Source organism: Numidum massiliense, assembly GCF_001375555.1.
In the GTDB taxonomy this organism is placed as follows: domain Bacteria; phylum Bacillota; class Bacilli; order Thermoactinomycetales; family Novibacillaceae; genus Numidum; species Numidum massiliense.
This window is the reverse complement of the sequence record NZ_CTDZ01000009.1, coordinates 234,891-259,203: the sequence shown is the minus strand read 5'-3', so window position 1 is coordinate 259,203 and position 24,313 is coordinate 234,891. Positions and strand designations below refer to the sequence as shown.

Below are 24,313 nucleotides of genomic sequence, written 5' to 3'. Positions count from 1 at the left end.
TAAGTGACGAAGCTACTTTTGACACTGCTCGCAAAGGTGAGTGCCTCGTCCCGCCACGACGGTTCGCACAATCGGTTCCCCGCAAGCCGGACAAGGTTCCTCTTTTTTCCCGTATACTTGAATCTGCAGTTGGAACATGCCCATTTCCCCTTCGCCGTTTACATAGGAACGGACAGATGCCCCACCTGCTGCAATCCCCCGTGCAATCACCTTGTTAATTGCTTCGTACAAACGCTCTGCTTCCGCCTTAGTCAAGCTATCAGCTCGACGCTCCGGATGCAACCGCGCCGTAAACAGCGCCTCATCTACATAAATATTCCCCAGTCCGGCAATAAATTCTTGATTGAGCAGCAGCGGCTTTAACCGACTCTTCCGCCGCCCGAGTTCGGTCGTCAACCAATCCGGGTGAAAGTCGTCTGTCAGCGGTTCGGGACCGAGTTTGCCGATCGACGTCTTCGTCTCGATCTCGTCCTGCCGCACGAGCTGCATCGTGCCAAACTGGCGCACGTCGCGGTAGCGCAGCTCTTCCCCGTCATTAAAGTGAAACACGACGTGCGTGTGCTTTTCCATCTCCTCTTCCGCCGGAGCGACACTGTAGCGTCCCTCCATGCGCAAGTGGGAAACGAGGACGTAATTGTCAAAGTAAAACTGCAAAAACTTCCCCCGACGCCTCACGGCGCGAATAGTCTCGTCTTGCAACATGAGCGCAAATTGGGCACTGTCCGCCGGCTCGCGTACGATGCGCGGCAAGTGCACCGATACGCGGGCAATCCTCTTGCCTACGACGAGTTTTTCTAACGTACGGCGGACAGTTTCTACTTCTGGTAATTCCGGCAAAGCCTTCTCCTCTTTCTACCTTTATGCACTATAAGCGAGTAAACGATATTCGACGAACGAATGACGTGACTTCGAGTAGTAATAACTACTTAGCACTATACCACGTATCGCCGACATTCACATCCACTTTCAGCGGGACGTCGAGCGCCAATGCCTGTTCCATCGTCTCGGTGACAAGTGTCTCGAGCACAGCGAGCTCTTCCGGCGGCACTTCAAAGATGAGTTCGTCGTGCACTTGTAATATCATCTTGCTCTGAAGCTTTTGCGCCGCTAACTTGTCCGCAAGTTGCACCATCGCCCGTTTAATAATGTCGGCTGCCGACCCTTGAATCGGCGTGTTCATCGCTGTCCGTTCAGCAAAACTGCGGCGGTTGAAGTTTTTACTGTTAATGTCTGGCAAATAACGCCGCCGCTGTAACAGTGTCGAAACGTAACCTTGTTTTTTCGCCATTTGGACGATCTCTTCCATGTACCGCTTCACACCGGGGAAGCTGGTAAAATACTTCGCAATAAATTGTGCCGCCTCCTTGCGCGTGATGTTCAAGTTTTGCGATAAACCGTAATCGCTTATCCCGTAGACGATTCCGAAGTTGACCGCCTTTGCCGTACGGCGCATGAGCGGCGTGACTTCTACGGCCTCTACGCCGAATACATCCATTGCCGTCCGCGTATGGATGTCCATGCCGTCGTGGAACGCCTTGAGCAACGCCTCGTCTCTGGAATAATGAGCGAGCACGCGCAATTCGATCTGGGAGTAGTCCGCTGCAAGGATCTTCCACCCGGTATGCGACGGCACGAACACTTCGCGAATGCGCCGCCCTTCTTCGAGGCGAATCGGGATGTTTTGCAAGTTCGGATCGGTGCTGCTAAGCCGTCCCGTCGCTGTCACCGTCTGTTGAAAGTTCGTATGGATTTTACCCGTCTCCGGCTGAATCACTTTTAACAACCCTTCGACGTACGTCGAAAGCAGTTTACCGACTTGCCGGTAGTGTAAAATTTTTCCGACGATCTCGTGCTGTGGTTCTAACTTCTCTAGCACGTCGGCACTCGTCGAATAACCCGTCTTCGTCTTTTTAATGACTGGGAGGTTTAACTTGTCGAACAAAATTTCGCCTAACTGTTTCGGCGAATTGATGTTAAACTGTGTACCAGCTAGTTCGTAAATGTCAGCCGTCAACTGTGCGAGTTGCGCTTCTAACTGATCGCCTAACGCCTTTAGGCGCGAGGGGTCAACCTTTACGCCTGCCAGTTCCATGTCGGAGAGCACGAGCGCTAGTGGCAACTCCAAGTCGTAATACAAACTGTGCATGCCGCTGTCCGTTAGCGCTTCGTCCAACTTCTCGCGCAAGCGGTGCATCGCTTCCGTTTTGCGCGCCAAATGTTCAGCCAGCGGCTGACCGGTAAGCTGTTTGCGCTTCGCCCCCTTACCGTACACTTCGTCGTCGTGCGGCAACGGATAGGCGATCTCCCGCTGCGCAATCTCACTTAACGCGTGATCCGTTTCTGTCGGGTTGAGCAAATAAGAGGCAAGCATGACGTCAAAAGTAAAGCCTCGCATGGGTACGCCGCTTTTTTCCAAGACGACCGTCGCTTTTTTCACATCGTAACCGAGCTTTTCACGGCTGTCGTCGGCGAGCCACGTTAACAGCGCTTCGCTCTCCCGTACAAGCGCAAACGGCACGTACGTGTGCTGCTTGCCGTCCGATACAGCGATCCCGAGCACCTCCGCGTCGAAATATGGACCGGTTTCCGTTTCGACGTAAACAGCGAGCGGAGTTTTCAACTCGCCTAGCGTTCGCGCCCATTTGTCCACCGTGTCTACCGTGACGATTGTCGCTTCAATCGCTTCTGTCTCCGTCGACTGGGTGGCCTCATCGCCCATAATCCGCTGCTCCAACGTTTTAAACGACCATTTTTTAAAAAACTGAGCCAGCGTCTCCCGCTCAAACCCGTCGTACGCTAAGTTACTCACCGCCATGTCCATCGGCACGTCGCGGTAAATCGTCGCTAACTGTTTACTGAGTCGGGCGATGTCAGCGTGCTCGCGGACGTTCTGCTGTAGTTTTTTACCAGATAGTTTGTCGACGTTTTCGAGCACTTCTTCCACCGAGGCGAACTGTTTCAGCAGCTTTAGCGCCGTCTTTTCCCCGACGCCGGGAATACCGGGGATGTTGTCGGAGTTGTCACCCATCAACCCTTTTAAGTCTATAATTTGCAACGGGGTGATGCCGTACTTTTCCTGCACAGCGTCTACCGTGTACGCGTCGACTTCTGTTACCCCTTTGCGCGTGAGCAGTACTTCCACTCCCGGAGCCACGAGCTGCAGTAAGTCTTTATCTCCGGTGACGATGCGCGTCGACAAGTTGGCGGCTTGCGCCTGTTTAGCCAACGTACCGATAATGTCGTCGGCTTCGTAATTTTCCAATTCAAAAAAAGGTACGCTCGCCGCGTCGAGCAGTTCGCGAATGAGCGGAAACTGGCCGGAAAGTTCGCTCGGTGTCTTCATGCGCGTACTTTTATAGTCTTTGTAGTCGTCGTGCCGGAACGTTTTCGCACTTGCGTCGAAGGCGACGAGTAGGTGAGTCGGCTGTTCCTCTTCTAATAGCTTCAATAACATGAGTGAAAAACCGTATACCGCATTCGTCGGCACGCCGCTAGCATTCGTCAACATCGGCAAAGCGTAAAACGCCCGGTACGCAATACTGCTCCCGTCGATTAACATCAGTTTGTTCATCAATTATTAGCCTCCACTTATAAAAATCGCACGCTATCGGCAAAATGTTTCACGCGTGCGAACGAAAGAGAACGTTTAGGGATAGTCGTGGCGCACAACTTTTTTACGTGCAAAGAACGACATAATCGCACGAAAGGAACGTAATCTATGTTATTGTATCATGAGGGAAGAGCGCATTCCACGTTACCCGCGCCAACGCCTCACGGCGATCCCCCTCTGACTTCAGCTGTCACCGTTATGACTTCTTATAATGAAAGGAAATTATAATGAAAGGAATGGAGCGCGTGCAAACGGCGATGCCACAGACTGGGGTAGAAACCCGCTCTGTAAAACCTTACATCGCTTTAATTCTCGGAAACATCGCTATCTCTTCTTCGGCCATATTCGTTAAATTGACCGATGCGCCCGTCGGTATTTCCGCTTTTTATCGGTTGCTTTTCTCTGTTTTGGCGATGTCGCCGTGGATCGCCGTCTACTACTGGCGCGAGTTAATCAGTTTGCGCGCAAAAGACTGGCTCTTCGCGGTCTGTTCCGGCGTATTTTTAGCTTTCCACTTCATCTTGTGGTTTGCTTCGTTAAATTACACCTCAGTCGCCAGCTCGGTCGTGCTCGTCGCCTTGCAACCGCTGTTCGCCTTCGTCGGCGCTTACTATTTTTTTAAGGAACGCACGAAGTTACACGCGTTAATCGGCACAGCGATCGCTGTCGGCGGCAGCGCGATTATCGGCTGGGGCGATTTCCACATCGGCGGTATGGCCTTCTTTGGCGACGCACTCGCCTTGCTCGCTGCCGCGTTAGTAACGGTTTACTGGCTGTTCGGGCAACAAATGCGCAAAACGATGTCCCTAGCGGTGTACACCTTTGTCGTCTACGCCGCGAGCACAGTCACGCTATTCGCGTACAACCTTGTAGAGGGTGCCTCGTTCACAAACTACGCCGCAAAGGACTGGTGGGTGTTTGTCGGCTTAGCCGTCTTTCCAACGTTGCTCGGCCATACGGTGCTCAACTGGTCACTAAAGTGGGTCGGTGCTGCTACCGTTTCGGTTAGCATTTTACTCGAACCGATCGGCGCAGCCGTTTTAGCGTATTATATACTCGACGAAACGCTCACTACGAGTCAGTGGATCGGGGGCACCCTTATTCTCATCGGCGTCTATGCCTTCATGCGCACGCAGGCGAAAAAAGTATAAAACTTAAATCATCGTAATGTCGTTATCCATTGTAATGAACGGCGTTTGTAATAAATGACATCCACTAGCTTGTAAAAATACGGTTTTTTTATAACAGTACCAAGTAACTTAGCGAAGAGGTGATTACGATGAAGTATCGGACGTTAGGAAATACGGGTGTGCAAGTGCCTGCGGTCGGACAAGGCACATACGGTTTCGGACAAGACCCTTCTCGCGCTGCGGAAGAAGTAGAAGCGATCCGCTACGGCATCGCGCAAGGGATGACGTTAATCGATACGGCCGAAATGTACGCCGACGGAAAGGCGGAAGAAATTGTCGGAGAGGCGATTAGCGACTGCCGAGACGACGTGTTCGTCGTGACGAAAGTGTGGCCGACGAACAGTGCATACGACAACGTGCTGCGGGCAGCCGAGCGCAGTGTGAAGCGCCTAGGCGGCACGCCGGCGGATCTTTACCTCGTGCACTGGCCGAGTAGTGTGCATCCGCTCCAAGAGACGATGCGCGCCATGGACGCCGTTGTGCGCGAAGGCTTCACTCGCTATATCGGCGTTAGCAATTTTACGCCGGAGTTACTCACTAAGGCGGCCAATTACTTACAAGACAACGTCATCGTGGCGAATCAAGTCTCTTACAGCTTACAAAAACGCGCCATCGAGAATAACGTCATCCCTTACTGTGCCGCACACGACATCTCTGTGATCGGCTACTCGCCCTTCGCGCAAGGCACGTTCAATGATATCAGTGCACACGCACGCAAGCTGTTGCAAACGATTGGCGACAAATATGACAAAACGGTACACCAAGTCGCTCTCAATTGGTTGCTCAGGCAACCGTCTCTCATCGCCATCCCGAAAGCTGGGACGAGAGCCCACCTCGCCGCGAACGCAACTGCCGTGGACTTTGAACTGCGCGCGGCCGATGCTGCCGAGATCGACCGCGCGTTTCCACTGCCGAAAGAAGGTATGCCACTCATCACGCACCCTTTTCCGCAAAAATGAGGTTGCCTCGCTGAAGCAAAATCCCCCGATTGTCACGGACAATACCGTTCAAACCATATACGGATGGTCCAACTCGTCGTACGCCTCACTGCGGTGGGACAAATCGTTCTCAGAGGCAAAAGTTTTCTCAAAAAAGCGGTTGGCCGGACCCGCCAACAGTCGGTAATAGTCGGCAAAAAGGGCGGCGGCGTGTTTACCCATCCACTCTTCCGGTAACAACTCTTCCGGCAAGCCGGGATCGACGAACAAAAACTTGCGGTACTCGTGTACTAACTTCGTCCGCTCGACAAAACAGTCTTCGTCACTCATCACGTGATTTTTCAGTTTTTCTTTATCGACGACATACTTCTTGCTGTACGCTTGAATAAATGCATTGTAGCGAGCACTAATGTCGTCAATATTCCAACAACTTTGCACGAGTTGCTCGTTCGATAACGGCCCGTTGTACGCCGCTTGGAAAAAGTGGACATACGGTTCAATCTCGTAACGGTCGATGATCGCCTGTGTCTCTTTTTCTAACGCATTAGGCGTAATCCATATGCTGCTCTCCAACATGCCAAACCCGCTCCAAACGAGTTCCTGCCGCAATTCGTCGCGTATGTGCCGCTTCTCTTCCGGAATCGTGTAAATCAACATGCGCCACTTGCCGTCCCAATGCGTCGGTCGCAGTTTAAAAATGCGCTTTCCTGCTTCGTCAATCCGTTTGACCCCAATATCCGTCAAATAGTAGTAGCTTTTGTTCCCTTCGCGCCGCGCGGCGATCCACCCTTGCTTGCTCATACGTGAAACGGCTGCACGCACCGACTGTTCATTGTGGCCGAACGGTTCGAGTAGCCGAATCAAACTACCGACCCATATTTCGTTCCCGTAGTGCCGAATATAATCGCCGTAAAGCGTAAAAATCATCGATCGCGTGTTTAAACTCTTTGCAGGCATACGTCACATCCCTTTTTTTAGAAGGTATTTCTTTGCGCACAGTGAGTCGTTTTAAGGCATCTCATACTGTGCACCCGTATCGTTTTTGACGACACCTGCCATCTAGTATACCAAAGCCGCGCCCCGGCACAACGGTTAATCAACCGGCATGCGCCGCAGGCGGGGGACATTTTGCAGTTCGTCACATTAATCAGTGATCACCACCATTGATTAGCCGCACGTCTCTATCGACGAGCACGCGCCCACCATTGCTTAACCGGTCGTCTCCATCGACGCGCATAGTCCCCCGCTGATCCGTACACCCGAAAAGAGTTTATGCTTACATCGCGGCCGTATTGCGCAAGTCGACGATGCGCACCGCTTTACCTTCAGAGCGTGGGAGCGACTTTGGCGTGTTAATGCTTATGCGCATCGAGACGAGACATTTCGATTGAATGATGCGCCCCACTTTACGCTGCAATGCGATGACTGCATCGGAAGTGAGCGACTGTCCGATTTGTTGGAAGAACAGCTCCTTCAATTCGACCTTCAATTCCACTTGGTCGAGTGGCCCTTTTTTGCTCAACACAATTTGATAAAACGGTTCAATTTCTTCCACAGTGAGCAAGTGGTTTTCAATTTCCGACGGGAATACGTTCACCCCGCGAATGATGAGCATGTCGTCAATTCTGCCTTTGACGCGCGACATTTTCACCGTCGTCCGTCCGCACGCGCACTTACCTCGCGTAATCGACGCCAAATCGCCCGTCCGGTAACGAAGGATCGGGAAGCCTTCTTTCGTCAGGCTCGTAAATACGAGTTCTCCGTCTTCCCCTTCCGGTACGTGTTCCAGCGTCTCCGGATCGATCACTTCCACGTAAAAGTGGTCTTCCGCGATGTGTAACCCGTCTTGCACTTCGTGACATTCGATCGAGACGCCGGGCCCCATCACTTCACTTAAACCGTAAATGTCGACAGCTTTAATCGCGAACCGTTCTTCCAATGTGCGACGCAGTTCCTCCGACCACGGTTCCGCTCCGAAGATGCCGTACTGCAAACTCGTGTCGCGCGGATCTTTCCCACGACTTTCCATCGTTTCTGCGATATTCAATATGTACGAGGGCGTCCCGCAAATGACTTGTGGTTTGAAGTCTTCGATGAGTAACATTTGTCGCTCCGTATTCCCACCCGATACTGGCACCGTGACCATGCCTAATTTTTCCGACCCGTAGTGCAAACCCATGCCTCCTGTGAACAAGCCGTAACCGTAAGCGTTGTGGAGCACGTTTCCGGGCCGACCACCTGCAGCGACGATCGCCCGCGCAGTTACTTCTGCCCACACGTCGAGGTCGTGGCGCGTATAACCGACGACGGTCGGCTTACCGCTCGTTCCCGACGAGGCGTGCACACGGACAATTTCATTCATCGACGCCGAAAACAACCCAAACGGATAATTGGCGTGCAAGTCTTTTTTTGTCGTGAACGGCAGCTTTTGAATGTCGTCCAGCGAACGAATATGTTCTGGCTTAACTTCTAACTCATCGAACAACTGCTTGTAAAAAGGGACGCGTTCATAGACTGTAGCCACTGTTTTTTTCAGACGCTCGGTCTGTAGCGCTTTCATCTCCTCTGGTGACATCGTCTCGATCGTTTCATTGAAAATCACTTTTCGTCACTCCTTGTATAAAAATAGTCATTTAATTTAACGAATCCCCTTACACACGTTAACTAACAAAACTTTTTTGTTCATAAAGTCTGAAATTGAACTGTAAAAAAAGTATGCTGCACATCCGTGCAGAACCGCTACGGTTAACCGCCGGACATCGCACATTCAACTTGTCCAGAATCAATTTGCCACGTGATCATCCGCCATGAATAAGGATCGACGACACACACGTAGCTACCAACTTATCGTTCTGCGTCAAGTCGGCGACGACATAGGCCAATTTCCGGCCGCGCTTTTCTACGACTGCCTCAATCGCTACTTCTCCTTCGAACGTCGGGCGGTGGAACGTCGTATCTAGGTCGATCGAGGCAAACCCTTCCGGTTCCTTTAGCATCGACGAGATGGCGTAGGCCATCATAATGTCGGCAGCTGCGGATAAAAACCCGCCCATCGCGACGCCTAATCCGTTGATGTACTTCCGATCGACGCACCAAGTCCCTTTCGCAACGCCGTTTTCCGCGCTGTGGACAGTAAGCTGCATCGTGTCGTCGCAAGGTGGAGGCGCCATTCCCCCCCTCGCGACATTTTGTAAATCGGTAACAGTAAATTTTTTTAGCATGCGCGCCTCCTTCAACCCCCTACTTTACAGCTCATGCCGTAGGTCGTTACTTTCCTTCACCTATTATAATCGACTGCATCACACGGCCTACATCGACTGTCACATACTGCCTACGTCTCGCCTGTCACGCGTTCATTTTTTATATAAACCGTGCCCTCCATTGTCGAGACGAGTTCACCCTTTGCGTTGATCGTACGCATGTCATATACGGCGAGGCGGCGACTCCGCTTCACTTCATGGGCGGCGCACGTAAGTACGTCGCCTACCTTTCCCGCAGCGTGATAAGACATGTGTGTGTTAATGCCGACCGCAGTTTGCCCGTATGCGTTACTCGCAGCGGCAAAGGCATAGTCGGCGAGCGAAAAAATGAGCCCGCCGTTTGCCGTACCGTGGAAGTTCAGCATGTCATCTGTAATTGTCACACGCGTCATTGCATAGCCGGGTTCACAGCGGACGAGTTCCATACGCAGTAACTGCGCATACGGGTCCCGCTGGAAAATTGTTGTTAACTTATCCACACGATTCACCTGCTTCGGATCGTTATTACGGCGCGCGACCCACTCACTCAATGCCGAACGGATTGAGCGGGCGCCGCCCCGTGTAGGAGAGGATGCTCTTCGTTTCCGTATACAACTCGAGCGCTTCGATCGATAGCTCGCGACCAAAGCCCGACTGTTTATACCCGCCGAAGGGCGTGCCCGGGAACGCAGAGAACGGGGAGTTGACCATAATCGTGCCCGCCTGAATCCCACCGGCGACGCGGTGGATGAGCCCCTGGTCTTTGGCCCAAATCGCGGCAGCTAATCCGTACTTCGTGTCATTCGCCAATGCAATCGCTTCGCGCTCATCTTTAAACGGCATGACGACGACGACCGGCCCGAAGATTTCCTCTTGAACGACTTTCATGTCACGCGTCACGTTCGTAATGACCGTCGGGGCATACCAGTAGCCACCTTCAAATCCGTCCACTTTCACCGTGCGACCGCCTACGGCAACCGTCGCTCCTTCCTCTTTCGCCGATTGCACATAGCCGTCGATGACGTCGAGTTGCCCTTGACTAATCACTGCCCCGACGTGCGTTTCTTTCGCTAGCGGGTTCCCGAGTGTTAACTTTTTCGTCTTGGCGATGAACTTCTCGACAAATTCGTCGTAAATACTTTCGTGCACGAGTAAGCGGGAACGCGCTTCACACGACTGCCCCGTGTTGTAGTAAATGCCGAAGATCGACCCGTCGACGGCGCCGTCCAAATCGGCGTCCGGGAAAATGAGGTTCGGCGACTTGCCGCCGAGTTCGAGCGTGACGCGCTTAAGGGTGTTAGAGGCGCGTGCCATAATGTCCTTACCGGTTTCCGTTTCCCCGGTAAAGGCGATTTTATCAATTCCTTCGTGTTCGACGAGGTACGAACCGATACTAGAACCTGGCCCGGTGACGATGTTGACGACCCCCGCCGGCACGCCGGCTTCATGGCATATTTCCGTCATTACGATCGCTGTAATCGGAGTCAGGCTAGCTGGCTTTAACACGACGGAACAGCCGACAGCGATCGCTGGCGCCACTTTCCACGCCGCCATCATGAACGGATAGTTCCACGGAATAATTTGCCCCGCGACGCCGATCGGCTCTTTTAACGTATAGTTGTGAAAAGGACCCGGCATGTTGTTGACGTGCCCGCGAAAGCCGACGATTGCTCCTGCGAAAAACTCGAAATTCTCAATCGCCTGCATGACTTGCCCTTGTGCCGCTGTCACTGTTTTGCCGCTGTTCAACACTTCCAGTTCGACGAGTTCATCGAAACGGGCGCGCATCATCGCGGCGATTTTGTTCATGACGCGCGCCCGCTTCCCAACGGGGTAACGGCGCCACTTGCCATTTTCGAACGCGTCGCGCGCCGCTTTCACTGCGCGGTCGACATCTTCTTTGTCTGCACGTGGAACTTGTGCGAGAGCCTTCCCTGTAGCGGGATTGTACGTCGTAAACGTCTCGCCGGAGATCGCGTCGACTGATTCCCCGCCGATGATCATTTTGTACGCGTCGCGTTTCATCGGTTGTACGTCAGGTGCTTTTTCTACTACTTCATTCAATGGATTCACTCCTATAGATGGTGATGATGATGTTTAACAACTATTCTCGTAACCTATAAGTCTTTTACTACGTCCTCTACAAAATCTTTACTGAAAAAAGCTAGTTGCCGCTAAACTGCGGCTTGCGCTTTTCCAGAAACGCTTGGATGCCTTCCTTGTGATCAGCCGAGCGTCCGGCAATGCGCTGTGCCTCTGCTTCATGAACGAGCATTTCCGTGAAATCGGATTCCCAACTTAGCCGCACATAGCGCTTAATGAGGCCGAGTGCTTTAGTCGGCATCCTCGCCAGTCGCTCCGCAAATGCACGTACGTCCGCTTCCCACGTTTCGGCAGGGACGACGCGCGTCGCGAGCCCCAATGCCAGCGCTTCTTCCGCGTTCACCTTCTCGCCGAGCATTGCTAACTCAAGTGCCTTCGCCTGTCCGACTAATCGGGTCAAGTAGTACAGGTTGCCCGAATCGGGGATGAGCCCAACGTGAATAAACGCGTTAATAAAGCTCGCTCGTTCCGACAGCAAGCGAAAATCACAGGCGAGTGCGAGACTCATGCCCGCCCCTGCCGCCGTTCCGTTGACGGCGGCGACGACGGGTTTCTCTAGAGCCGCCAGCGCCGTCATCATCGGGTTGTATCGCTCGCGCAACACGACGGCATAATCGTCCACATCTTGCACGTCGGCGAGGTCTTGGCCCGAACAAAACCCTCGCCCTTCACCCGTAAGGACGACGCCGCGTACCGTTCTGTCTTTACCCGCCTGTTTTAGTGCTGCCGTCATCTCGCGATTCATCTCGGCCGTGAACGCATTCAACGTCTCCGGACGGTTAAGCGCGATCCAGGCAACGTTGTTATCGACCGTATAGCGGATCGTTGCAAACATGTTATTCCCCCCTCCCTCTTTTCCATTTCACGAACTGCTATCTGCTCCCCTTCAACGCCTCTATCATCCTCTCCCTCTTTTCCTGCAAGATGCCCATTTTAAAAAAATCGTACCGCTGCGGAGGAGGAAGCTAACGTTAACCGGCTCATTCCCCTTTAAACAGCGGCTTGCGCTTCTCGAGAAAGGCGCGCATGCCTTCCTTTTGATCCGCAGAAGCAAAGAGGAGGTAAAAGTTTTTCCGTTCAAACTGCATCCCTTCGTCGAGGGGGTAGTCGATCGCCTTATGTACCGCTTCCTTAATTAAGCGTAACGACAAAGGCGCTTGCTGCGTTAAACGGCGGACAAAGTCGTGCACTTCGTCCATGAGCCCTTCGGCCGCGACGACACGAGTGACGACCCCGAAATGACACGCCTCTTTTGCAGACATCGGTTCACCTAACCAGAGCCATTCCAACGCTTTCGCTTTACCCATCACTTTCGTTAACCGCTGCGTTCCTCCGGCGCCGGGCATGACGCCGAGCTTCACTTCCGGAAAAGCAAATTTGGCGTCGTGTGCAGCAAAAATGAGGTCACATGCTAAGGCGAGTTCAAAGCCGCCGCCGTAAGCTAAACCGTGCACTGCGGCAATGAGCGGCTTTTTCACCTTGCCGATGCGGTCCCACACCGCAAACGGATCGGCCAGTTCCAAATCGAGCGGATCCTCCGCCGCCATCTCCGCGATGTCTGCCCCGGCGGCAAAGGCGCGTCCTTCTCCCGACAGCACAATGACGCGCACGTCGTCATTCTGGTCAAACGCTTCCAACGCAGTGACAATTTCCGTCACCATCCCCCGGTTGAGCGCGTTGAGCACTTCCGGGCGGTTAAGGACAACCCGCCCGATCCCGCCATCTACCGACGTTTTAATAAAGTTAGGCTTCGTCATCGACTTCTTCCCCGATCATCAACGTGACCAGATTTCCGGCGAAGGACATGAGGTCTTTGCCCGATGCTTTTGCCTCGTCTGTCTTCATTGCTTCCTTAAACGCTTCAAGGCTGTCGTAATACATTTCACACATCAAATAATAGTCGCTTTTTCCCATTGGCGAGCCGATCACTTTCGTCACTTTCATTTTGCGCAGGCCAGGAATTTTCTTCGTGACCTCCGTGTGTGGGCCGTAATAGTGCTTGTCAAACGCTTCCTTGTCCTCCGGCTGTTTGTACAGGGCAATCAATTTTACCATTTCAACCATCCTCTCCTCATTTTGAGTACTTGCAATGCCTATTCCGATCTATTCGCGCGGGTCAATACTTGATGAGTCCCAATGAGTGCATGACAATACTTGATCCGTGCCAATCCTTATTTGAGTGCATGCTAGTCTTGATGCGTGACAATCCTTATTTGTGTGCATGCCAAGTTGCGACCGGTTTCATCGCTTCAAACGGATTTTTGCAATTTGTGCAGTAGAGCAAACTGCGACAGGCGGTCGGACCGAAAATGTTTTCCAGCGTCGTGTACGGTGAACCGCAGTACGGACAGTCGACGGTCCACGGTTCCCCTTCTCGCTGCGTAGCCGTCGGGGGAGAAATGCCGTACGCTTTCAGGTTTTCCCGTCCCTCCGGGGTAATGCGGTCCGTCGTCCACGGCGGGTGGAACACGAAGCGCACAGTGACATCGCACACCCCGTCGACGCAACCGACGGCATCTTTCACATCTTGCTCGATGATCCCTAACGCGGGGCAACCGCTAAACGTCGGTAGTAGTTCGACATAGGCGACACCGTCCCGCACGTCGACACGGTGAACCATCCCGAGCTCAGCGATACTGACGGAAGGGATCTCCGGGTCTTTCACGTCGTTAAGTGACTCGCCGACTTTTTCCGCAATAGCTTTTTCTACAGTGGCTTTCATCGCCATGTTTCCAGCTGGCTGTTGCACGGTCACCGCGACCACCCCCTTTAATAGCCGACTTTTATCGTGTCGTGACAATTCCAGCAGTGATCGTCACTATTAATACGCAGACGATTCGACTCCCATTACCAACTCGCCGCTAGTGGACGGATGCGATACACTTCCGAAAGTGTTTGTAACGCCTCCGTTAAATCGTCTGTATGCTCCCCACGGCGCCCGTCTCCGGAAGAGAAGCCCGGTTCGCCGTCGGGCGTATAGTTGACGTTACTAAAAACTGCCTCGATTTCCTTCATAAAGCGCTGTTTCATCATTGCTTCGCTCTCGATTAGCCCGGCGCTCACCATCTCCTCGCCTTTTGGCCCGAGGGTCAACAGGCCGCCGACTTCAGGCCAGACGCGGGCAAGAGCTTGTTCCATGCGCTGGCGCGCCTGACGCGTGCTCGTCATCAACTGCTTAAACCACAATTCCCAATGCATCAGATGGTACGTATGCTCCGTCGCTATTTTCACTGCTGCGTGTACGAGCGGTTCGTACGACGATTGTCGCAATGCGCGAAGCCTTATCTTTTTTACGATGTTGTACATAAGCTGCCTAACGACGGTTAATGCCCAGTCGTACTGGGGCTGGTCGTTGTACTTCCCCGGCCCGTTTTTCCACTCCAACACGATCGCGTTCTTGAACTGAGCCTCCTCTCGCAAGTGGCTAAGATCGTCGGCGTTCCCGAGCCCCAACTTCTCCAGCAAGCCGTAATAAAGTGCGGCGTGCCCCATCGTGTCTTGACTAATTGACGAAAGCGCCACGTCTTCTTCAATGTGCGGGGCTAATCCGAGCCATTCCGAGCCGCGGTACGCGTTAATAAAGTCGTCGTCGGCTAACTGGAACAGCAAGTCGGTAAGCGCCGTCGCTTCCGTTAAATTAGCTCCCATTCTTCTGACCTCCTTCGCCCGCCGTCTCTGCTGCGAGTGCCCGCCACCGCTTCGCATGGCCCGAGTAACCGCCCGCCTCGCGGTACCGCTTGTCCAAACGTGGCAACATGTGCCGTTCCTCTTCCGTCAACATGCGGATGTCCCTACGTTTGACGACCCAAATGTCGAAAATCTTTTCGCGGCGAAAAAAGTTTTCCTTCGCCATCACGACAGCCATATCGTGGTTCGGTGCCAATAAACTAAAATAATGACGCATCGGGGCTGTCGGCTCGCGGCGTGCAAACACTTCGAACACCTCGTAAAACTTCTCTGCGTTTGTGCTCATCGCGACTACTCCTTTCCACTCACTCAACTGACGTCTGCTTCCGCTCCGAGTGCCTCCCGCACCCAGCAGTTGTATTCGTAAGACGCTTGCCGCAGGCGGATTCTCTCTTCAGAACACGGGCCATTGCCGTCGATGATTTGCCGGAATTTTCCCCAATCCGGCTGCGCGTAATGCCAAGCGCCTTCTTTCTCGTCGTAACGGAGAGCCTCGTCAGGAACGGTCATCCCCATTTGCCAAATGTGGGGGACATACTTCGACAAAAACTCCTGCCTTAGCTCTTCATTGGACTTACTGCGCAGTTTGTAGCGGGTGTTAATGTCTTGGTGCGTCGTCCCGACTTCTTTTTTCGAGGCTGGTCCGAAAAACATTAACAACGGTTCCCACCAGCGGTTGATCGACTCTTGTAGCATGGCTCGCTGTTCCTCATTCCCTTCCGCCAACGCTAAGACGAGGCTTTCCCCGTGTTTGGCGTGAAACGACTCTTCTTGCACAACGCGCTTCAGTGCGCGGGCATACGGTGCGTAAGACCCTTCAAGTAACATCGTCTGGGTGAGAATCGCTGCCCCGTCGACGAGCCACGCGATCACTGCCGCATCGGCCCATGTCGGCGCCTCCATATGGAACACGTTGTGAAACCGCTGCCTTTTGGCGAACAAATCTTGCATAATGTGTTCTCGCGTTTTCCCGAGCGGCCTCATCAAGTCTTCCGCCACGCGGATGAGCAGTTGCCCGTGCCCCATCTCATCTTGCACCTTCGCCATAATCGCGAGTTTGCGGTGCAACGTCGGCGCCTTCGGCACCCACTCTTTCTCCGGAAACGCTCCCATAATTTCGCTAATGCCGTGCATGGCGATCAACCGGATGAGTGCCTGCCTGTAGTCGTCGGGCATCCAATCGTTCGCTTCGATTTTTTCGCCGCGGTCAATACGCGCCAAAAACTGCGCCTTTTTTTCTTCTGTCGTCAACGGCACTTCTGCCACTTGTGCCGCTTGTGTCACTTGTGCCACCGTCTAACACCACCTTAAAATATATGACGTTATTTTAACGTTATTATATTATAACGTTATATAGATTGCAATACAGAACTTTATCTCGTTCAGCAAAAGAGGGAATACACTGTATCCCTTGCAAATAAAGGTGTATTCCCTCGTGCCGTTAGTTATACGCGATTGCGCGATGGCCTTGGCCATTGCTGCCGATCACTGAAGCCCTTGTAGGGGATCCGCGGAAACCAGCGTATACTAACGATAGACATACGTATACCCCACGCTACGGCTACACTTTTTCCACAATCGTCGCAATGCCTTGGCCGACGCCGATACACATCGTCGCCAACCCGTAGCGAACGCCCTGCTTCTTCATTTCGTGCACGAGTGTCGTCAATAGGCGCGCCCCGCTGGCGCCGAGCGGGTGACCGAGGGCAATCGCCCCGCCGTTCACATTCACCTTCTCTGAATTTAGTTCCAACTGTTCGATGCAAGCGAGAGACTGGGAGGCAAACGCCTCGTTCAGTTCGACCAACCCGAGGTCGTCCACCGTCAACCCGGCGCGAGCTAACGCCTTACGCGTCGCTCCGACCGGACCTAACCCCATGATGTTCGGTTCTATCCCTTGCACCGCTGTCGTCACGATGCGGGCAAGCGGCTTCACGCCTAGCGCTGCTGCTTTTTGTTCCGTCATGAGCAACACGGCAGATGCCCCGTCGTTAATGCCTGAGGCGTTCCCCGCCGTCACTGTCCCATCCGGAAAGAGCGGTTTTAACGACGCGAGCTTTTCTAGCGTCGTCTCGGGACGCGGGTGCTCGTCTTCGTCGACGACACGCACTTCGCCTTTGCGGTCGCGAATTTCGACCGGGACGATTTCGTCGGCAAAGCGACCACTCGCCATCGCCCGGGCCGTTTTTTGCTGACTGGCGAAGGCGAACTGATCTTGTGCTTCCCGGGACACGCCAAACCGCTGCGCCACTTCCTCCGCCGTCTCCGGCATGCTCAACGTGCCGTACATGTCCGCCAAGCGCGGGTTAATGAAGCGCCAACCGATCGTCGTGTCAAATAGGTGTGCATCGCCGCGCGGAAAGGCCGCTTCCGCCTTTCCCATGACGAAGGGCGCCCGCGTCATACTTTCCGTGCCACCGCCGATATACACGTCACCTTCGCCGAGCGCGAGCGCGCGATACGCTTGGTTGACGGCGTCGAGGCCCGATCCGCACAGCCGATTGACGGTAACGCCCCCCGTTGCAAGTGGTAACCCAGCTAACAGTCCCGCCATGCGCGCCACGTTGCGGTTATCTTCTCCCGCCTGGTTCGCACAGCCAAAAATGACATCTTCCACGTCTGCCGGCTCTACCTCCGGCTGGCGCTTCAGCAGCTCGCGGATGACGAGCGCCGCCAAATCGTCTGGCCGTACGCTTTTCAGCGCCCCCCGGTAGCGGCCGATCGGCGTCCGCACCGCGTCGACAATGACAACTTCCTTCCGCATCATGTGTGTCACTCTCCCGTAAAGTTCGGTTTTCTTTTTTCTAAAAACGCTTTCGTACCTTCCTGTTTATCTGCTGTACTGAAAAGATAAGCCTGCAACGACTTTTCCAAGGCGAGACCACTCGCCAAATCGGCAGTGGCACTTTCGTTTAAGGCAATTTTCGCCATGCGCACCGCCACGGGCGGTCGGCTAGCGATTTTTTGCGCAAACTCGTACACGCGATCCATTAATTCCTCTTGCGGATACACGTGGTTGACCAAACCGAGCGCCTTTGCCTCTGCCGCGTCGACGATATCCCCGGTCAAGATCAGTTCCTTCGCTTTGGCCAAACCGACAATTTTCGTCAGTTGCTGTGTGCCGCCGCCCGCTGGTAAAATACCTAATTTAATTTCCGTCTGCCCCATTTTCGCATTGTCACTCGCAAGGCGAATGTCGCAGGCGAGGGCGAGTTCACAGCCACCGCCTAAGGCGTAGCCGTTAACCGCCGCGATGACGGGCTTGTACGAACGAAACACACTTTGCAGCACATCCTGCACCGCGAGTCCGTAAATGTCGAGTGGCTTTCGTTCGTGTAGCCACTGAATGTCGGCTCCGGCGACGAATGCTTTTTCTCCGGCACCGGTAATGACGATGACCCGCACATCGTCGGCTGCGTTTAGTTGCTTAATCGCCTCCCCTAGTTCGGCCCAGCTGTCCGGGTTCATCGCATTGTTTTTTTCCGGACGGTTAATCGTCACCGTCGCGATCCAATCTTTTATGTCAACTCTTAAATAGTTAAAAGTCATTGGCGTCTCCTCCTCAATCGATTTCCTTCAATTTGCTTTTTGCTTTGCCACTTAATCTGCACTCCGTATACATTCACTCGTGTCGATGGTGCGTCGTGCAGTGGGCGTACACAGTAGGGGGCGCGTGATCACACGGTACGTGTTCTCGTGTGCCCCCGCACGACTCCCGCGATGGCTCTCTCCTGCCGATCCAGTTTGCCCTACCCCTCTTCCTGCTTTGTATAGTCGTAAACACCTTTCCCCGTCTTCCGCCCTAAACGACCCGCTTTGACATATTTCACGAGTAGCGGACTCGGGCGGAAGCGCTCCCCGAGCGTCTCGTGCAAGTACTGTAAGTTATTAAGCCGCGTGTCCAACCCGACGAGGTCGCCCAGCTTAAACGGCCCCATCGGATAGTTCAGTCCGAGTTCGATCGCTTTGTCGATCTCTTCCGGTGTGCCGACGCCTTCCATCAACATGTGGAACGCCTCGTTACCGACTAAGGCGCTTACGCGGCTCGTCACAAACCCGGGAAATTCGTTCACGACGACTGTTTCTTTTTGCATCGCTTCAGCGACCTGCTTAACGACGGCACTCGTGTCATCGCTCGTTTCCAGACCGCGAATAATTTCCACCAGTTTCATCTTCGGCACCGGGTTAAAAAAGTGCATCGCAATGACGCGCTCCGGGCGCTTCGTGAAAGAGCCAATTTCCGTCGGGCTCATCGTCGACGTGTTCGTCGCCAAGATGACTTCTGGACGCGCATGCGCATCTAACGTCTCAAACACATCGCGCTTAATGTCAATCACTTCCGGCACTGCTTCAATAACAAAGTCGGCTGCTGCGGCACTCTCTGCCAAGTCGCGCGTATACGCTATGCGCGCTTTGAGTTGTTCTGCTTCTTCCGCCGTCATTTTCCCGCGCGACACGCCGTTTGCCGCATACCGCTCGATTTCTGCTTGCGCCTTTTTAAGTGCCTTCTCGGACACGTCTTGCACCGTCGTCTGAAAACAGCCCAGCGCACTGGCGTATGCAATCCCCCGCCCCATAACGCCGGAGCCGACGATTAATAACTGTTTAACGTCTTTCATTCAATTTAGCCTCCGTTTCTCGTTTCGTTTAACAATCTGCCACTTTTGCGCAACAATGTTATTCCGTATTGGCGGGATCCGCGTGATTAGCATCTCCGCCAACGCAACGAAAGCGATCTGTCAGCATAGTGAAGAACTGTCTACTTAGCTAGCGGTGCCCCGCACACACCGCAATGGGTGAAGTGCTCCGGTAAATCTTTCGCCCCACACTGCTGGCAGTCGAGCATTGGCGCCCCCCACAAGTGTTCATAGGAGCCACCTGTCGCCATCCGCTGGCGCAGGGCGGCATAGTCCGGCTTCCGCTTCTCGTTAAACGCGCGCATCGCTTCATACGTCTCATAGGCACCACTGTGCACAGTGAGCCAGTCGCGCGCATGGCCGACGGTCATGTTTAAGGAAAACTTTTTCCAGAAGTTGGTCTGTTCCTTCGTATAGCGCATACACTCGGGCAGCTTATTGAGCAGCTTTTCCGCCATACGCTGCACCGCTTGATCGAGTTCATTCAGCGGGACGACTTCGTTCACGAGTCCCCAGTCGAGTGCCTGCTGTGGGCTAATTTCTTCGTTAAGCCACAAAATTTCCCGCGCCCGCCGGTCGCCGACCGTAATCGGTAGCCACTGCGTCGCCCCACCCGCGGCGACGCTGCCGTGGGAATTGCCCACTTGCTGGATGTACCCGTGGTCTGCCATAATCGCCAAATCACAGTTCATGTTAAACTCGTTGCCTCCGCCGACGACGATGCCGTTCAAACGGGCAATCGTCGGCTTGCCGATGTTTAACAACTTCTCGTGCGCCTCGATGAAGGCACCCATCCATTTCCAGTAGTTGCGCGGGCGATCGATCACTTCGTTGTTTTGCTCCTTCAAGTCAGCGCCCGTGCAAAACGCCTTGTCCCCCGCACCGGTCAATACGACGACTCCGATGTCGTCGTCCCACGACGCCAATTCAAAGGCGCGCGTCATTTCCCGCAACGTGTGGAAGTTTAAGCAATTGTACACTTCCGGTCGGTTGATTGTAATCGTGCAGATGTGAGCGTTTTTTTCATAGGTCACGTATTGAAAGTGTGGCCGTGTCGGTTGCAAATAATGATCCACCTGCGCTCCCTCCAAAACTGTTTTGTCCATTCCCCCTTTCTCAATAAGCAACAACTGTGCCAACTGCCACAAATAAGTGCACGTACAAAAAAAGAAGCTCCCCCATCTCCAGTAAGGAGAGATGGCAAAGCTTCGTACACTGTAAGGTTTTTCATGTATATAGCGGTATAGGCGAATAAAGCGCTACAGTGAACAACGCGCCGCTGTTCACAACGGACGGAAGATCGGAACGACAAGGCATTGTTCGATTTTTAAACATAGATTGTTTAATATTTAAACATGATAGTTAAGTTGTGAACCTAATGATTTATGGTTCACAGGATACAGTAGCAGATGAACCTAGGCGTTTTTTGAGGTGGTGCGACGATTACACTGCTACGCTCAGGCGTTCGTCTTTACTTTCTTCCACAACGTCGTGCGGCTGATCCCCAGTTGATCGGCTAGCACTTGCCGGTTTTGTCCGAACCGCGCGACCAAATGGCGAATGATTTGCTGCTCCATCTCCTTAAGCGTGCCGATTTTTACTGTAATCTCTTCGGCATTCATCGGTTTCTCCGATACTCCCCGCTCACGTCCCGGGTATTCACTTTCCGCACCATCCTCTCTCGCCCGTTCTTCACGCGCTATTTCTTTGCTCACCCGTTCCTCGGTCGCTATTCCGTTACTTACCCGTCCTTCCGTCAGGGCGATCTCCCAGGGAAACAACATCTTCTCCATGTCCGGCACCGCCGTCCCGTCTAGTGCGACGAGTCGCTCGACGACGTTTTCCAGCTCCCGTACGTTCCCCGGCCAATCGTAGCGCGTAAACACCTGCATAAGCTTTTCGTCGACGACATCGCCTTGAGCCCCATTTTTAGCGAGAAATTGCTGCACGAGTAGCGGAATGTCGTCCTTGCGCTCGCGTAGCGGCGGCACATGAATTTGTAAAATGTTGAGTCGGTAAAACAGGTCAACACGAAAGTTACCCTGCTGCATACTTTCGATAAGATCTTTATTCGTCGCCGAGATGACGCGCACGTCAACCGGGACGATGCGGTCGCCGCCGATACGCATCACTTCTTTTTCTTGCAACACGCGTAACAAACGCGCTTGGAGGGCGAGCGGCAAATCGCCGATTTCATCCAAAAAGACGGTACCGCCGTGCGCCATCTCGAACAGACCTGGTTTGCCACCTTTTTTTGCCCCGGTAAATGCCCCCTCCTCATAGCCAAACAGTTCACTCTCTAGTAGGTTTTCGGGAAGGGCCGCACAGTTGACAGCGATGAACGGCTTGGCCTGGCGGGCACTCGCACTGTGGATGCTTTGCGCCATCAGCTCTTTTCCGGTGCCACTTTCACCGGTGACGAGCACGTTACTGTCGCTTTGCGCATATTTTTTTGCCATCGCGATCACACCTTGCATCGCCCCGCTCGCACAGCGAATGTCGTCAAACGTATACTTAGCGTAAAACCGCCGTTTGTACAGTTCACTCCGCAAAATGGCGTTTTGCTGCATCACCTCGTCCACTTCTTGGAACGTAATGACCGCACTGTCACCTTGCCCTTTTAGCTTGATCCGATTGACGACTAATTGACTGCGACCTAACGACACAATTTTCTCCCGCGCTTCCGAACCATCGCCTAACAACTTCTTTATTTGTGGAAATTGTGCGTTGTGGAGGTACTCGCCGCGCACACTTTCCCGGTGTACACCGAGCATTTTTGCCGCTAAGTCATTAAACACCGTCACCTTTCCGGCTTGGTCGGTAGCGATGACACCGTCAAACACATAGGAGATGATCGTTTCCAAATGGTGCTGCCGCAATTTTTCTTCCTCGTAAACAGCAGATATCTCCTGAGCACGCTGTAACGCCTCCACGATCGCCTCCGGCGAAGAAGGAACGACGAGGGAGCGAATGCCTCGGTTGATTGCCGTGTTGGCCAAACATTGCGCCGTCCCGACAATCATATCTTTCGCCTGATCGAGCGCCAGCTGTTTAATGATGTATACGATCTCTTTTTCATCGTGAAACGACTCGTGCACGATGCGCATGGAAAGCAATTCTTCGATAAAGGGCAAATCGTACAAGTGGCAGTGGCTGACGTGGTCGAGCAACACGACTTCGTCCGCGTCTTTCTTCGCCTGGCGTAGCGCTTTCAATAGGTCGAAGTTTGTGACGTTTACTTTGACGACGGGAATGTCGAGATGTTCTTTTAACAGCGTCGCCGTGCTACCGCGTGCGACGATCGTGTTGACGTCGTCTACGGCAATCATTTTTTTTGCGCGCGTTAGGCCACGCGTTAGCGCCCCCTCCTCGATTAACACGGATATGCCGAGCTGCGCCGACACCTTCCGAGCAAGCGCCGTAAACTGTGGAGAGGGCGAAATGACTCCGATCTTCGTTTTCACACAAAATCCCCCGCTGTAATCTATCATCATCGTAATGCTATTATAGCGTATCGTTGACTACAATGTTTATTTTCCGAAAAGCAGATGCATCGTGAAGTTAACGATCGAGTTAAGTGTATTAGAATATAGCTGTATCTGAAGCGCTAGAATGACTGTGAAGGTGATTGTTCAAAGCCTATTGGACTGATCAACCATGCCGTCGTTTCTAATCACATAAATCGTAGCCTTATAAGAGTCAAAATCATTTCTTCACAATTGTTAGCTCCCCTGTATTGCTAAGATAAAATTACATTAATTACCGGGATTATAGCCTATTTTTCGTCTTTTTTGCAATAAAAAAAGGGCATGATCACATCTTCCCTTCTAACAAAAAATCGTTACACCACGCCCAGTCACACCAGCAACGACACTTCCTACTTCCTAAGCACATATACAAACGCGGACGACTTCCCTCACTGGGAATCGTCCGCGTCAACTTCCCCGCTCGCTATCAGTAAACGGGAACTATTCACCTACTCGCTCCGATCGTTCCGACCACAACCGATAACAAGTACTTTCATTCCCGTCAGAAATCGTTACTCTCCCGAAAAATACTCCTCCAACGTCAACCCTTCGCTCATCACTTCTTTTGCCACTTCTTTGTTGCCGACGTAGCGAAGGTGCCACGGTTCATACACATACCCCGTAATGTCTTCTTTCCCTTTCGGGTAGCGCAAAATAAAACCGAAATCAGCCGCGTTTTCGGCAATCCATTTTCCTTCTGGCGTTTCACCGAACGCCTCGATCAAGTCAAAACCGGCCGATTCCGACGACACGTCCATCGTCAATCCGGTCTGGTGTTCACTTTGCCCGGGACGCGCACTGACGCGGTTGGCCTCTTCTTCTCCTTTTTGCTCGACGTTAAAAGCGAAAATAGACTCTTGGTATTCGTATGACCGATACCCCGAGACAGCGAATAGGGCGATCCCGTCTTTCTCAGCCGCTGCAAAAAGTTTTTCCAAAGCTTTTGCTGCTTCGGCGCGCATTTTTTTCTGCGGCAAGTCTTCCTCGAACGGAAAACGCACATTCGGGACGACGAGGTCTTTCGGCTCGTAGTCTGCCGGGAGGCTGCGCTTCTTGTTCATCACGACCAACAAGTCGTCAGGGTTCGTGACGACGCCGTCTTTATCGATGGTCTCCGCAAGGTAATCCGCACTCTTCCCTCCGCGACCGCTTGCCTCTTGCTGCTTACCTTCGTTCGCTTTGTCTTCGTTATCGCCTTTTATGGCGCCGTTGTTTTTATCTTGTTTTGTCCCCTTGGCAGTTTGCCCGCTTTTTTCATTCGCTTGCGCCGCTTTGCCACCGTCTCCACCTTTCGTCTCGGAATCGGTATTGCACGCAGTCATCCCGACGACCGCACAGCAGCACAATGCTGTCAACGCGATGCGACGTAACTTACTCATAAA

The 24,313-nt window shown here is 53.1% G+C and carries 22 protein-coding genes; 2 read left to right on the top strand and 20 right to left on the bottom strand.

The annotated features are described in order from the left end of the window. Nucleotides 1-12: 12 nt before the first annotated feature. Complete coding sequence (mutM, locus tag BN1247_RS01780; protein ID WP_054948850.1) at nucleotides 13-837, bottom strand: DNA-formamidopyrimidine glycosylase; 825 nt, start codon at nucleotides 835-837, stop codon at nucleotides 13-15. Between the two features lie 85 nt (nucleotides 838-922). Further along, complete coding sequence (polA, locus tag BN1247_RS01775; RefSeq protein ID WP_054948849.1) at nucleotides 923-3,571, bottom strand: DNA polymerase I; 2,649 nt, start codon at nucleotides 3,569-3,571, stop codon at nucleotides 923-925. A 266-nt stretch (nucleotides 3,572-3,837) separates the two neighbouring features. Here polA and BN1247_RS01770 point away from each other — a divergent pair, with 266 nt between their 5' ends. Both BN1247_RS01770 and BN1247_RS01765 read left to right on the top strand, forming a co-directional pair. After that, nucleotides 3,838-4,761 carry a DMT family transporter gene (locus BN1247_RS01770; RefSeq protein ID WP_231633079.1) on the top strand — a complete coding sequence of 308 codons (924 nt, stop codon included), beginning with the start codon at nucleotides 3,838-3,840 and terminating at the stop codon, nucleotides 4,759-4,761. A 128-nt stretch (nucleotides 4,762-4,889) separates the two neighbouring features. Further along, entirely contained in the window at nucleotides 4,890-5,759 is an 870-nt protein-coding gene (locus BN1247_RS01765) for an aldo/keto reductase (RefSeq protein ID WP_054948848.1), read from the top strand. 48 nt (nucleotides 5,760-5,807) lie between these two features. On the opposite strand, the gene paaX is transcribed toward BN1247_RS01765, so the two are convergent. The 18 genes from paaX to BN1247_RS01675 all read right to left on the bottom strand — a co-directional run bounded on the left by paaX (nucleotide 5,808) and on the right by BN1247_RS01675 (nucleotide 24,310). Then, nucleotides 5,808-6,695, bottom strand: a complete 888-nt coding sequence (gene paaX / locus BN1247_RS01760; RefSeq protein WP_054948847.1) for a phenylacetic acid degradation operon negative regulatory protein PaaX — start codon at nucleotides 6,693-6,695, stop codon at nucleotides 5,808-5,810. A gap of 319 nt (nucleotides 6,696-7,014) precedes the next feature. Continuing rightward, complete coding sequence (locus BN1247_RS01755; protein ID WP_054951443.1) at nucleotides 7,015-8,313, bottom strand: phenylacetate--CoA ligase family protein; 1,299 nt, start codon at nucleotides 8,311-8,313, stop codon at nucleotides 7,015-7,017. A gap of 223 nt (nucleotides 8,314-8,536) precedes the next feature. Next, on the bottom strand, nucleotides 8,537-8,959 hold the full coding sequence (locus BN1247_RS01750; protein ID WP_054948846.1) for a PaaI family thioesterase: 423 nt from the start codon (nucleotides 8,957-8,959) through the stop codon (nucleotides 8,537-8,539). A gap of 110 nt (nucleotides 8,960-9,069) precedes the next feature. After that, nucleotides 9,070-9,477 (bottom strand): hydroxyphenylacetyl-CoA thioesterase PaaI, encoded by a 408-nt coding sequence (gene paaI, locus BN1247_RS01745; protein ID WP_054948845.1) that lies wholly within the window; start codon nucleotides 9,475-9,477, stop codon nucleotides 9,070-9,072. Between the two features lie 43 nt (nucleotides 9,478-9,520). Next, on the bottom strand, nucleotides 9,521-11,002 hold the full coding sequence (locus BN1247_RS01740) for an aldehyde dehydrogenase family protein (RefSeq protein WP_082415997.1): 1,482 nt from the start codon (nucleotides 11,000-11,002) through the stop codon (nucleotides 9,521-9,523). Nucleotides 11,003-11,141: 139 nt separating this feature from the next. Further along, on the bottom strand, nucleotides 11,142-11,915 hold the full coding sequence (locus BN1247_RS01735) for an enoyl-CoA hydratase-related protein (protein WP_054948843.1): 774 nt from the start codon (nucleotides 11,913-11,915) through the stop codon (nucleotides 11,142-11,144). A 145-nt stretch (nucleotides 11,916-12,060) separates the two neighbouring features. Beyond that, nucleotides 12,061-12,837: an enoyl-CoA hydratase/isomerase family protein gene (locus BN1247_RS01730; protein ID WP_054948842.1), complete on the bottom strand. Its 777-nt coding sequence runs from the start codon at nucleotides 12,835-12,837 to the stop codon at nucleotides 12,061-12,063. Next, nucleotides 12,824-13,135, bottom strand: a complete 312-nt coding sequence (locus BN1247_RS01725) for an EthD family reductase (protein WP_054948841.1) — start codon at nucleotides 13,133-13,135, stop codon at nucleotides 12,824-12,826. The genes BN1247_RS01730 and BN1247_RS01725 overlap by 14 nt, the downstream gene beginning before the upstream one ends. A 154-nt stretch (nucleotides 13,136-13,289) precedes the next feature. Beyond that, nucleotides 13,290-13,835, bottom strand: a complete 546-nt coding sequence (paaD, locus tag BN1247_RS01720) for a 1,2-phenylacetyl-CoA epoxidase subunit PaaD (protein ID WP_315969582.1) — start codon at nucleotides 13,833-13,835, stop codon at nucleotides 13,290-13,292. 92 nt (nucleotides 13,836-13,927) lie between these two features. Next, on the bottom strand, nucleotides 13,928-14,728 hold the full coding sequence (paaC, locus tag BN1247_RS01715; protein WP_054948840.1) for a 1,2-phenylacetyl-CoA epoxidase subunit PaaC: 801 nt from the start codon (nucleotides 14,726-14,728) through the stop codon (nucleotides 13,928-13,930). Continuing rightward, nucleotides 14,718-15,053, bottom strand: coding sequence for a phenylacetate-CoA oxygenase (locus BN1247_RS01710; protein WP_054948839.1), 336 nt, complete (start codon nucleotides 15,051-15,053; stop codon nucleotides 14,718-14,720). Before BN1247_RS01710 ends, paaC begins: the two co-directional genes overlap by 11 nt. Before the next feature lie 23 nt (nucleotides 15,054-15,076). Further along, the gene (gene paaA, locus BN1247_RS01705) at nucleotides 15,077-16,051 is read right to left on the bottom strand and encodes a 1,2-phenylacetyl-CoA epoxidase subunit PaaA (protein WP_054951441.1); all 975 of its coding nucleotides are present in this window, start codon (nucleotides 16,049-16,051) and stop codon (nucleotides 15,077-15,079) included. A 277-nt stretch (nucleotides 16,052-16,328) separates the two neighbouring features. Further along, nucleotides 16,329-17,531, bottom strand: a complete 1,203-nt coding sequence (pcaF, locus tag BN1247_RS01700) for a 3-oxoadipyl-CoA thiolase (protein ID WP_054951440.1) — start codon at nucleotides 17,529-17,531, stop codon at nucleotides 16,329-16,331. Between the two features lie 8 nt (nucleotides 17,532-17,539). Then, nucleotides 17,540-18,316: an enoyl-CoA hydratase/isomerase family protein gene (locus BN1247_RS01695; protein WP_054948838.1), complete on the bottom strand. Its 777-nt coding sequence runs from the start codon at nucleotides 18,314-18,316 to the stop codon at nucleotides 17,540-17,542. Nucleotides 18,317-18,516: 200 nt separating this feature from the next. Next, nucleotides 18,517-19,386: a 3-hydroxyacyl-CoA dehydrogenase gene (locus BN1247_RS01690; RefSeq protein WP_054948837.1), complete on the bottom strand. Its 870-nt coding sequence runs from the start codon at nucleotides 19,384-19,386 to the stop codon at nucleotides 18,517-18,519. A gap of 140 nt (nucleotides 19,387-19,526) precedes the next feature. Next, nucleotides 19,527-20,531 carry an enoyl-CoA hydratase/isomerase family protein gene (locus BN1247_RS01685; protein ID WP_222705234.1) on the bottom strand — a complete coding sequence of 335 codons (1,005 nt, stop codon included), beginning with the start codon at nucleotides 20,529-20,531 and terminating at the stop codon, nucleotides 19,527-19,529. Between the two features lie 330 nt (nucleotides 20,532-20,861). Further along, complete coding sequence (locus BN1247_RS01680; RefSeq protein ID WP_054948835.1) at nucleotides 20,862-22,868, bottom strand: sigma 54-interacting transcriptional regulator; 2,007 nt, start codon at nucleotides 22,866-22,868, stop codon at nucleotides 20,862-20,864. A 575-nt stretch (nucleotides 22,869-23,443) separates the two neighbouring features. Continuing rightward, complete coding sequence (locus BN1247_RS01675; RefSeq protein ID WP_054948834.1) at nucleotides 23,444-24,310, bottom strand: M15 family metallopeptidase; 867 nt, start codon at nucleotides 24,308-24,310, stop codon at nucleotides 23,444-23,446. Nucleotides 24,311-24,313: the final 3 nt, after the last annotated feature.

Excerpts from the sequence above, each read along its gene's own strand:
- polA (WP_054948849.1), bottom strand. The coding sequence starts at position 3,571 with ATGAACAAACTGATGTTAATCGACGGGAGCAGTATTGCGTACCGGGCG.
- BN1247_RS01770 (WP_231633079.1), top strand. The coding sequence starts at position 3,838 with ATGAAAGGAATGGAGCGCGTGCAAACGGCGATGCCACAGACTGGGGTA.
- BN1247_RS01765 (WP_054948848.1), top strand. The coding sequence starts at position 4,890 with ATGAAGTATCGGACGTTAGGAAATACGGGTGTGCAAGTGCCTGCGGTC.
- paaX (WP_054948847.1), bottom strand. The coding sequence starts at position 6,695 with ATGCCTGCAAAGAGTTTAAACACGCGATCGATGATTTTTACGCTTTAC.
- BN1247_RS01755 (WP_054951443.1), bottom strand. The coding sequence starts at position 8,313 with ATGTCACCAGAGGAGATGAAAGCGCTACAGACCGAGCGTCTGAAAAAA.
- BN1247_RS01750 (WP_054948846.1), bottom strand. The coding sequence starts at position 8,959 with ATGCTAAAAAAATTTACTGTTACCGATTTACAAAATGTCGCGAGGGGG.
- BN1247_RS01740 (WP_082415997.1), bottom strand. The coding sequence starts at position 11,002 with ATGAAACGCGACGCGTACAAAATGATCATCGGCGGGGAATCAGTCGAC.
- BN1247_RS01735 (WP_054948843.1), bottom strand. The coding sequence starts at position 11,915 with ATGTTTGCAACGATCCGCTATACGGTCGATAACAACGTTGCCTGGATC.
- BN1247_RS01730 (WP_054948842.1), bottom strand. The coding sequence starts at position 12,837 with ATGACGAAGCCTAACTTTATTAAAACGTCGGTAGATGGCGGGATCGGG.
- BN1247_RS01725 (WP_054948841.1), bottom strand. The coding sequence starts at position 13,135 with ATGGTAAAATTGATTGCCCTGTACAAACAGCCGGAGGACAAGGAAGCG.
- paaC (WP_054948840.1), bottom strand. The coding sequence starts at position 14,728 with ATGGGAGCTAATTTAACGGAAGCGACGGCGCTTACCGACTTGCTGTTC.
- BN1247_RS01710 (WP_054948839.1), bottom strand. The coding sequence starts at position 15,053 with ATGAGCACAAACGCAGAGAAGTTTTACGAGGTGTTCGAAGTGTTTGCA.
- pcaF (WP_054951440.1), bottom strand. The coding sequence starts at position 17,531 with ATGCGGAAGGAAGTTGTCATTGTCGACGCGGTGCGGACGCCGATCGGC.
- BN1247_RS01695 (WP_054948838.1), bottom strand. The coding sequence starts at position 18,316 with ATGACTTTTAACTATTTAAGAGTTGACATAAAAGATTGGATCGCGACG.
- BN1247_RS01690 (WP_054948837.1), bottom strand. The coding sequence starts at position 19,386 with ATGAAAGACGTTAAACAGTTATTAATCGTCGGCTCCGGCGTTATGGGG.
- BN1247_RS01675 (WP_054948834.1), bottom strand. The coding sequence starts at position 24,310 with ATGAGTAAGTTACGTCGCATCGCGTTGACAGCATTGTGCTGCTGTGCG.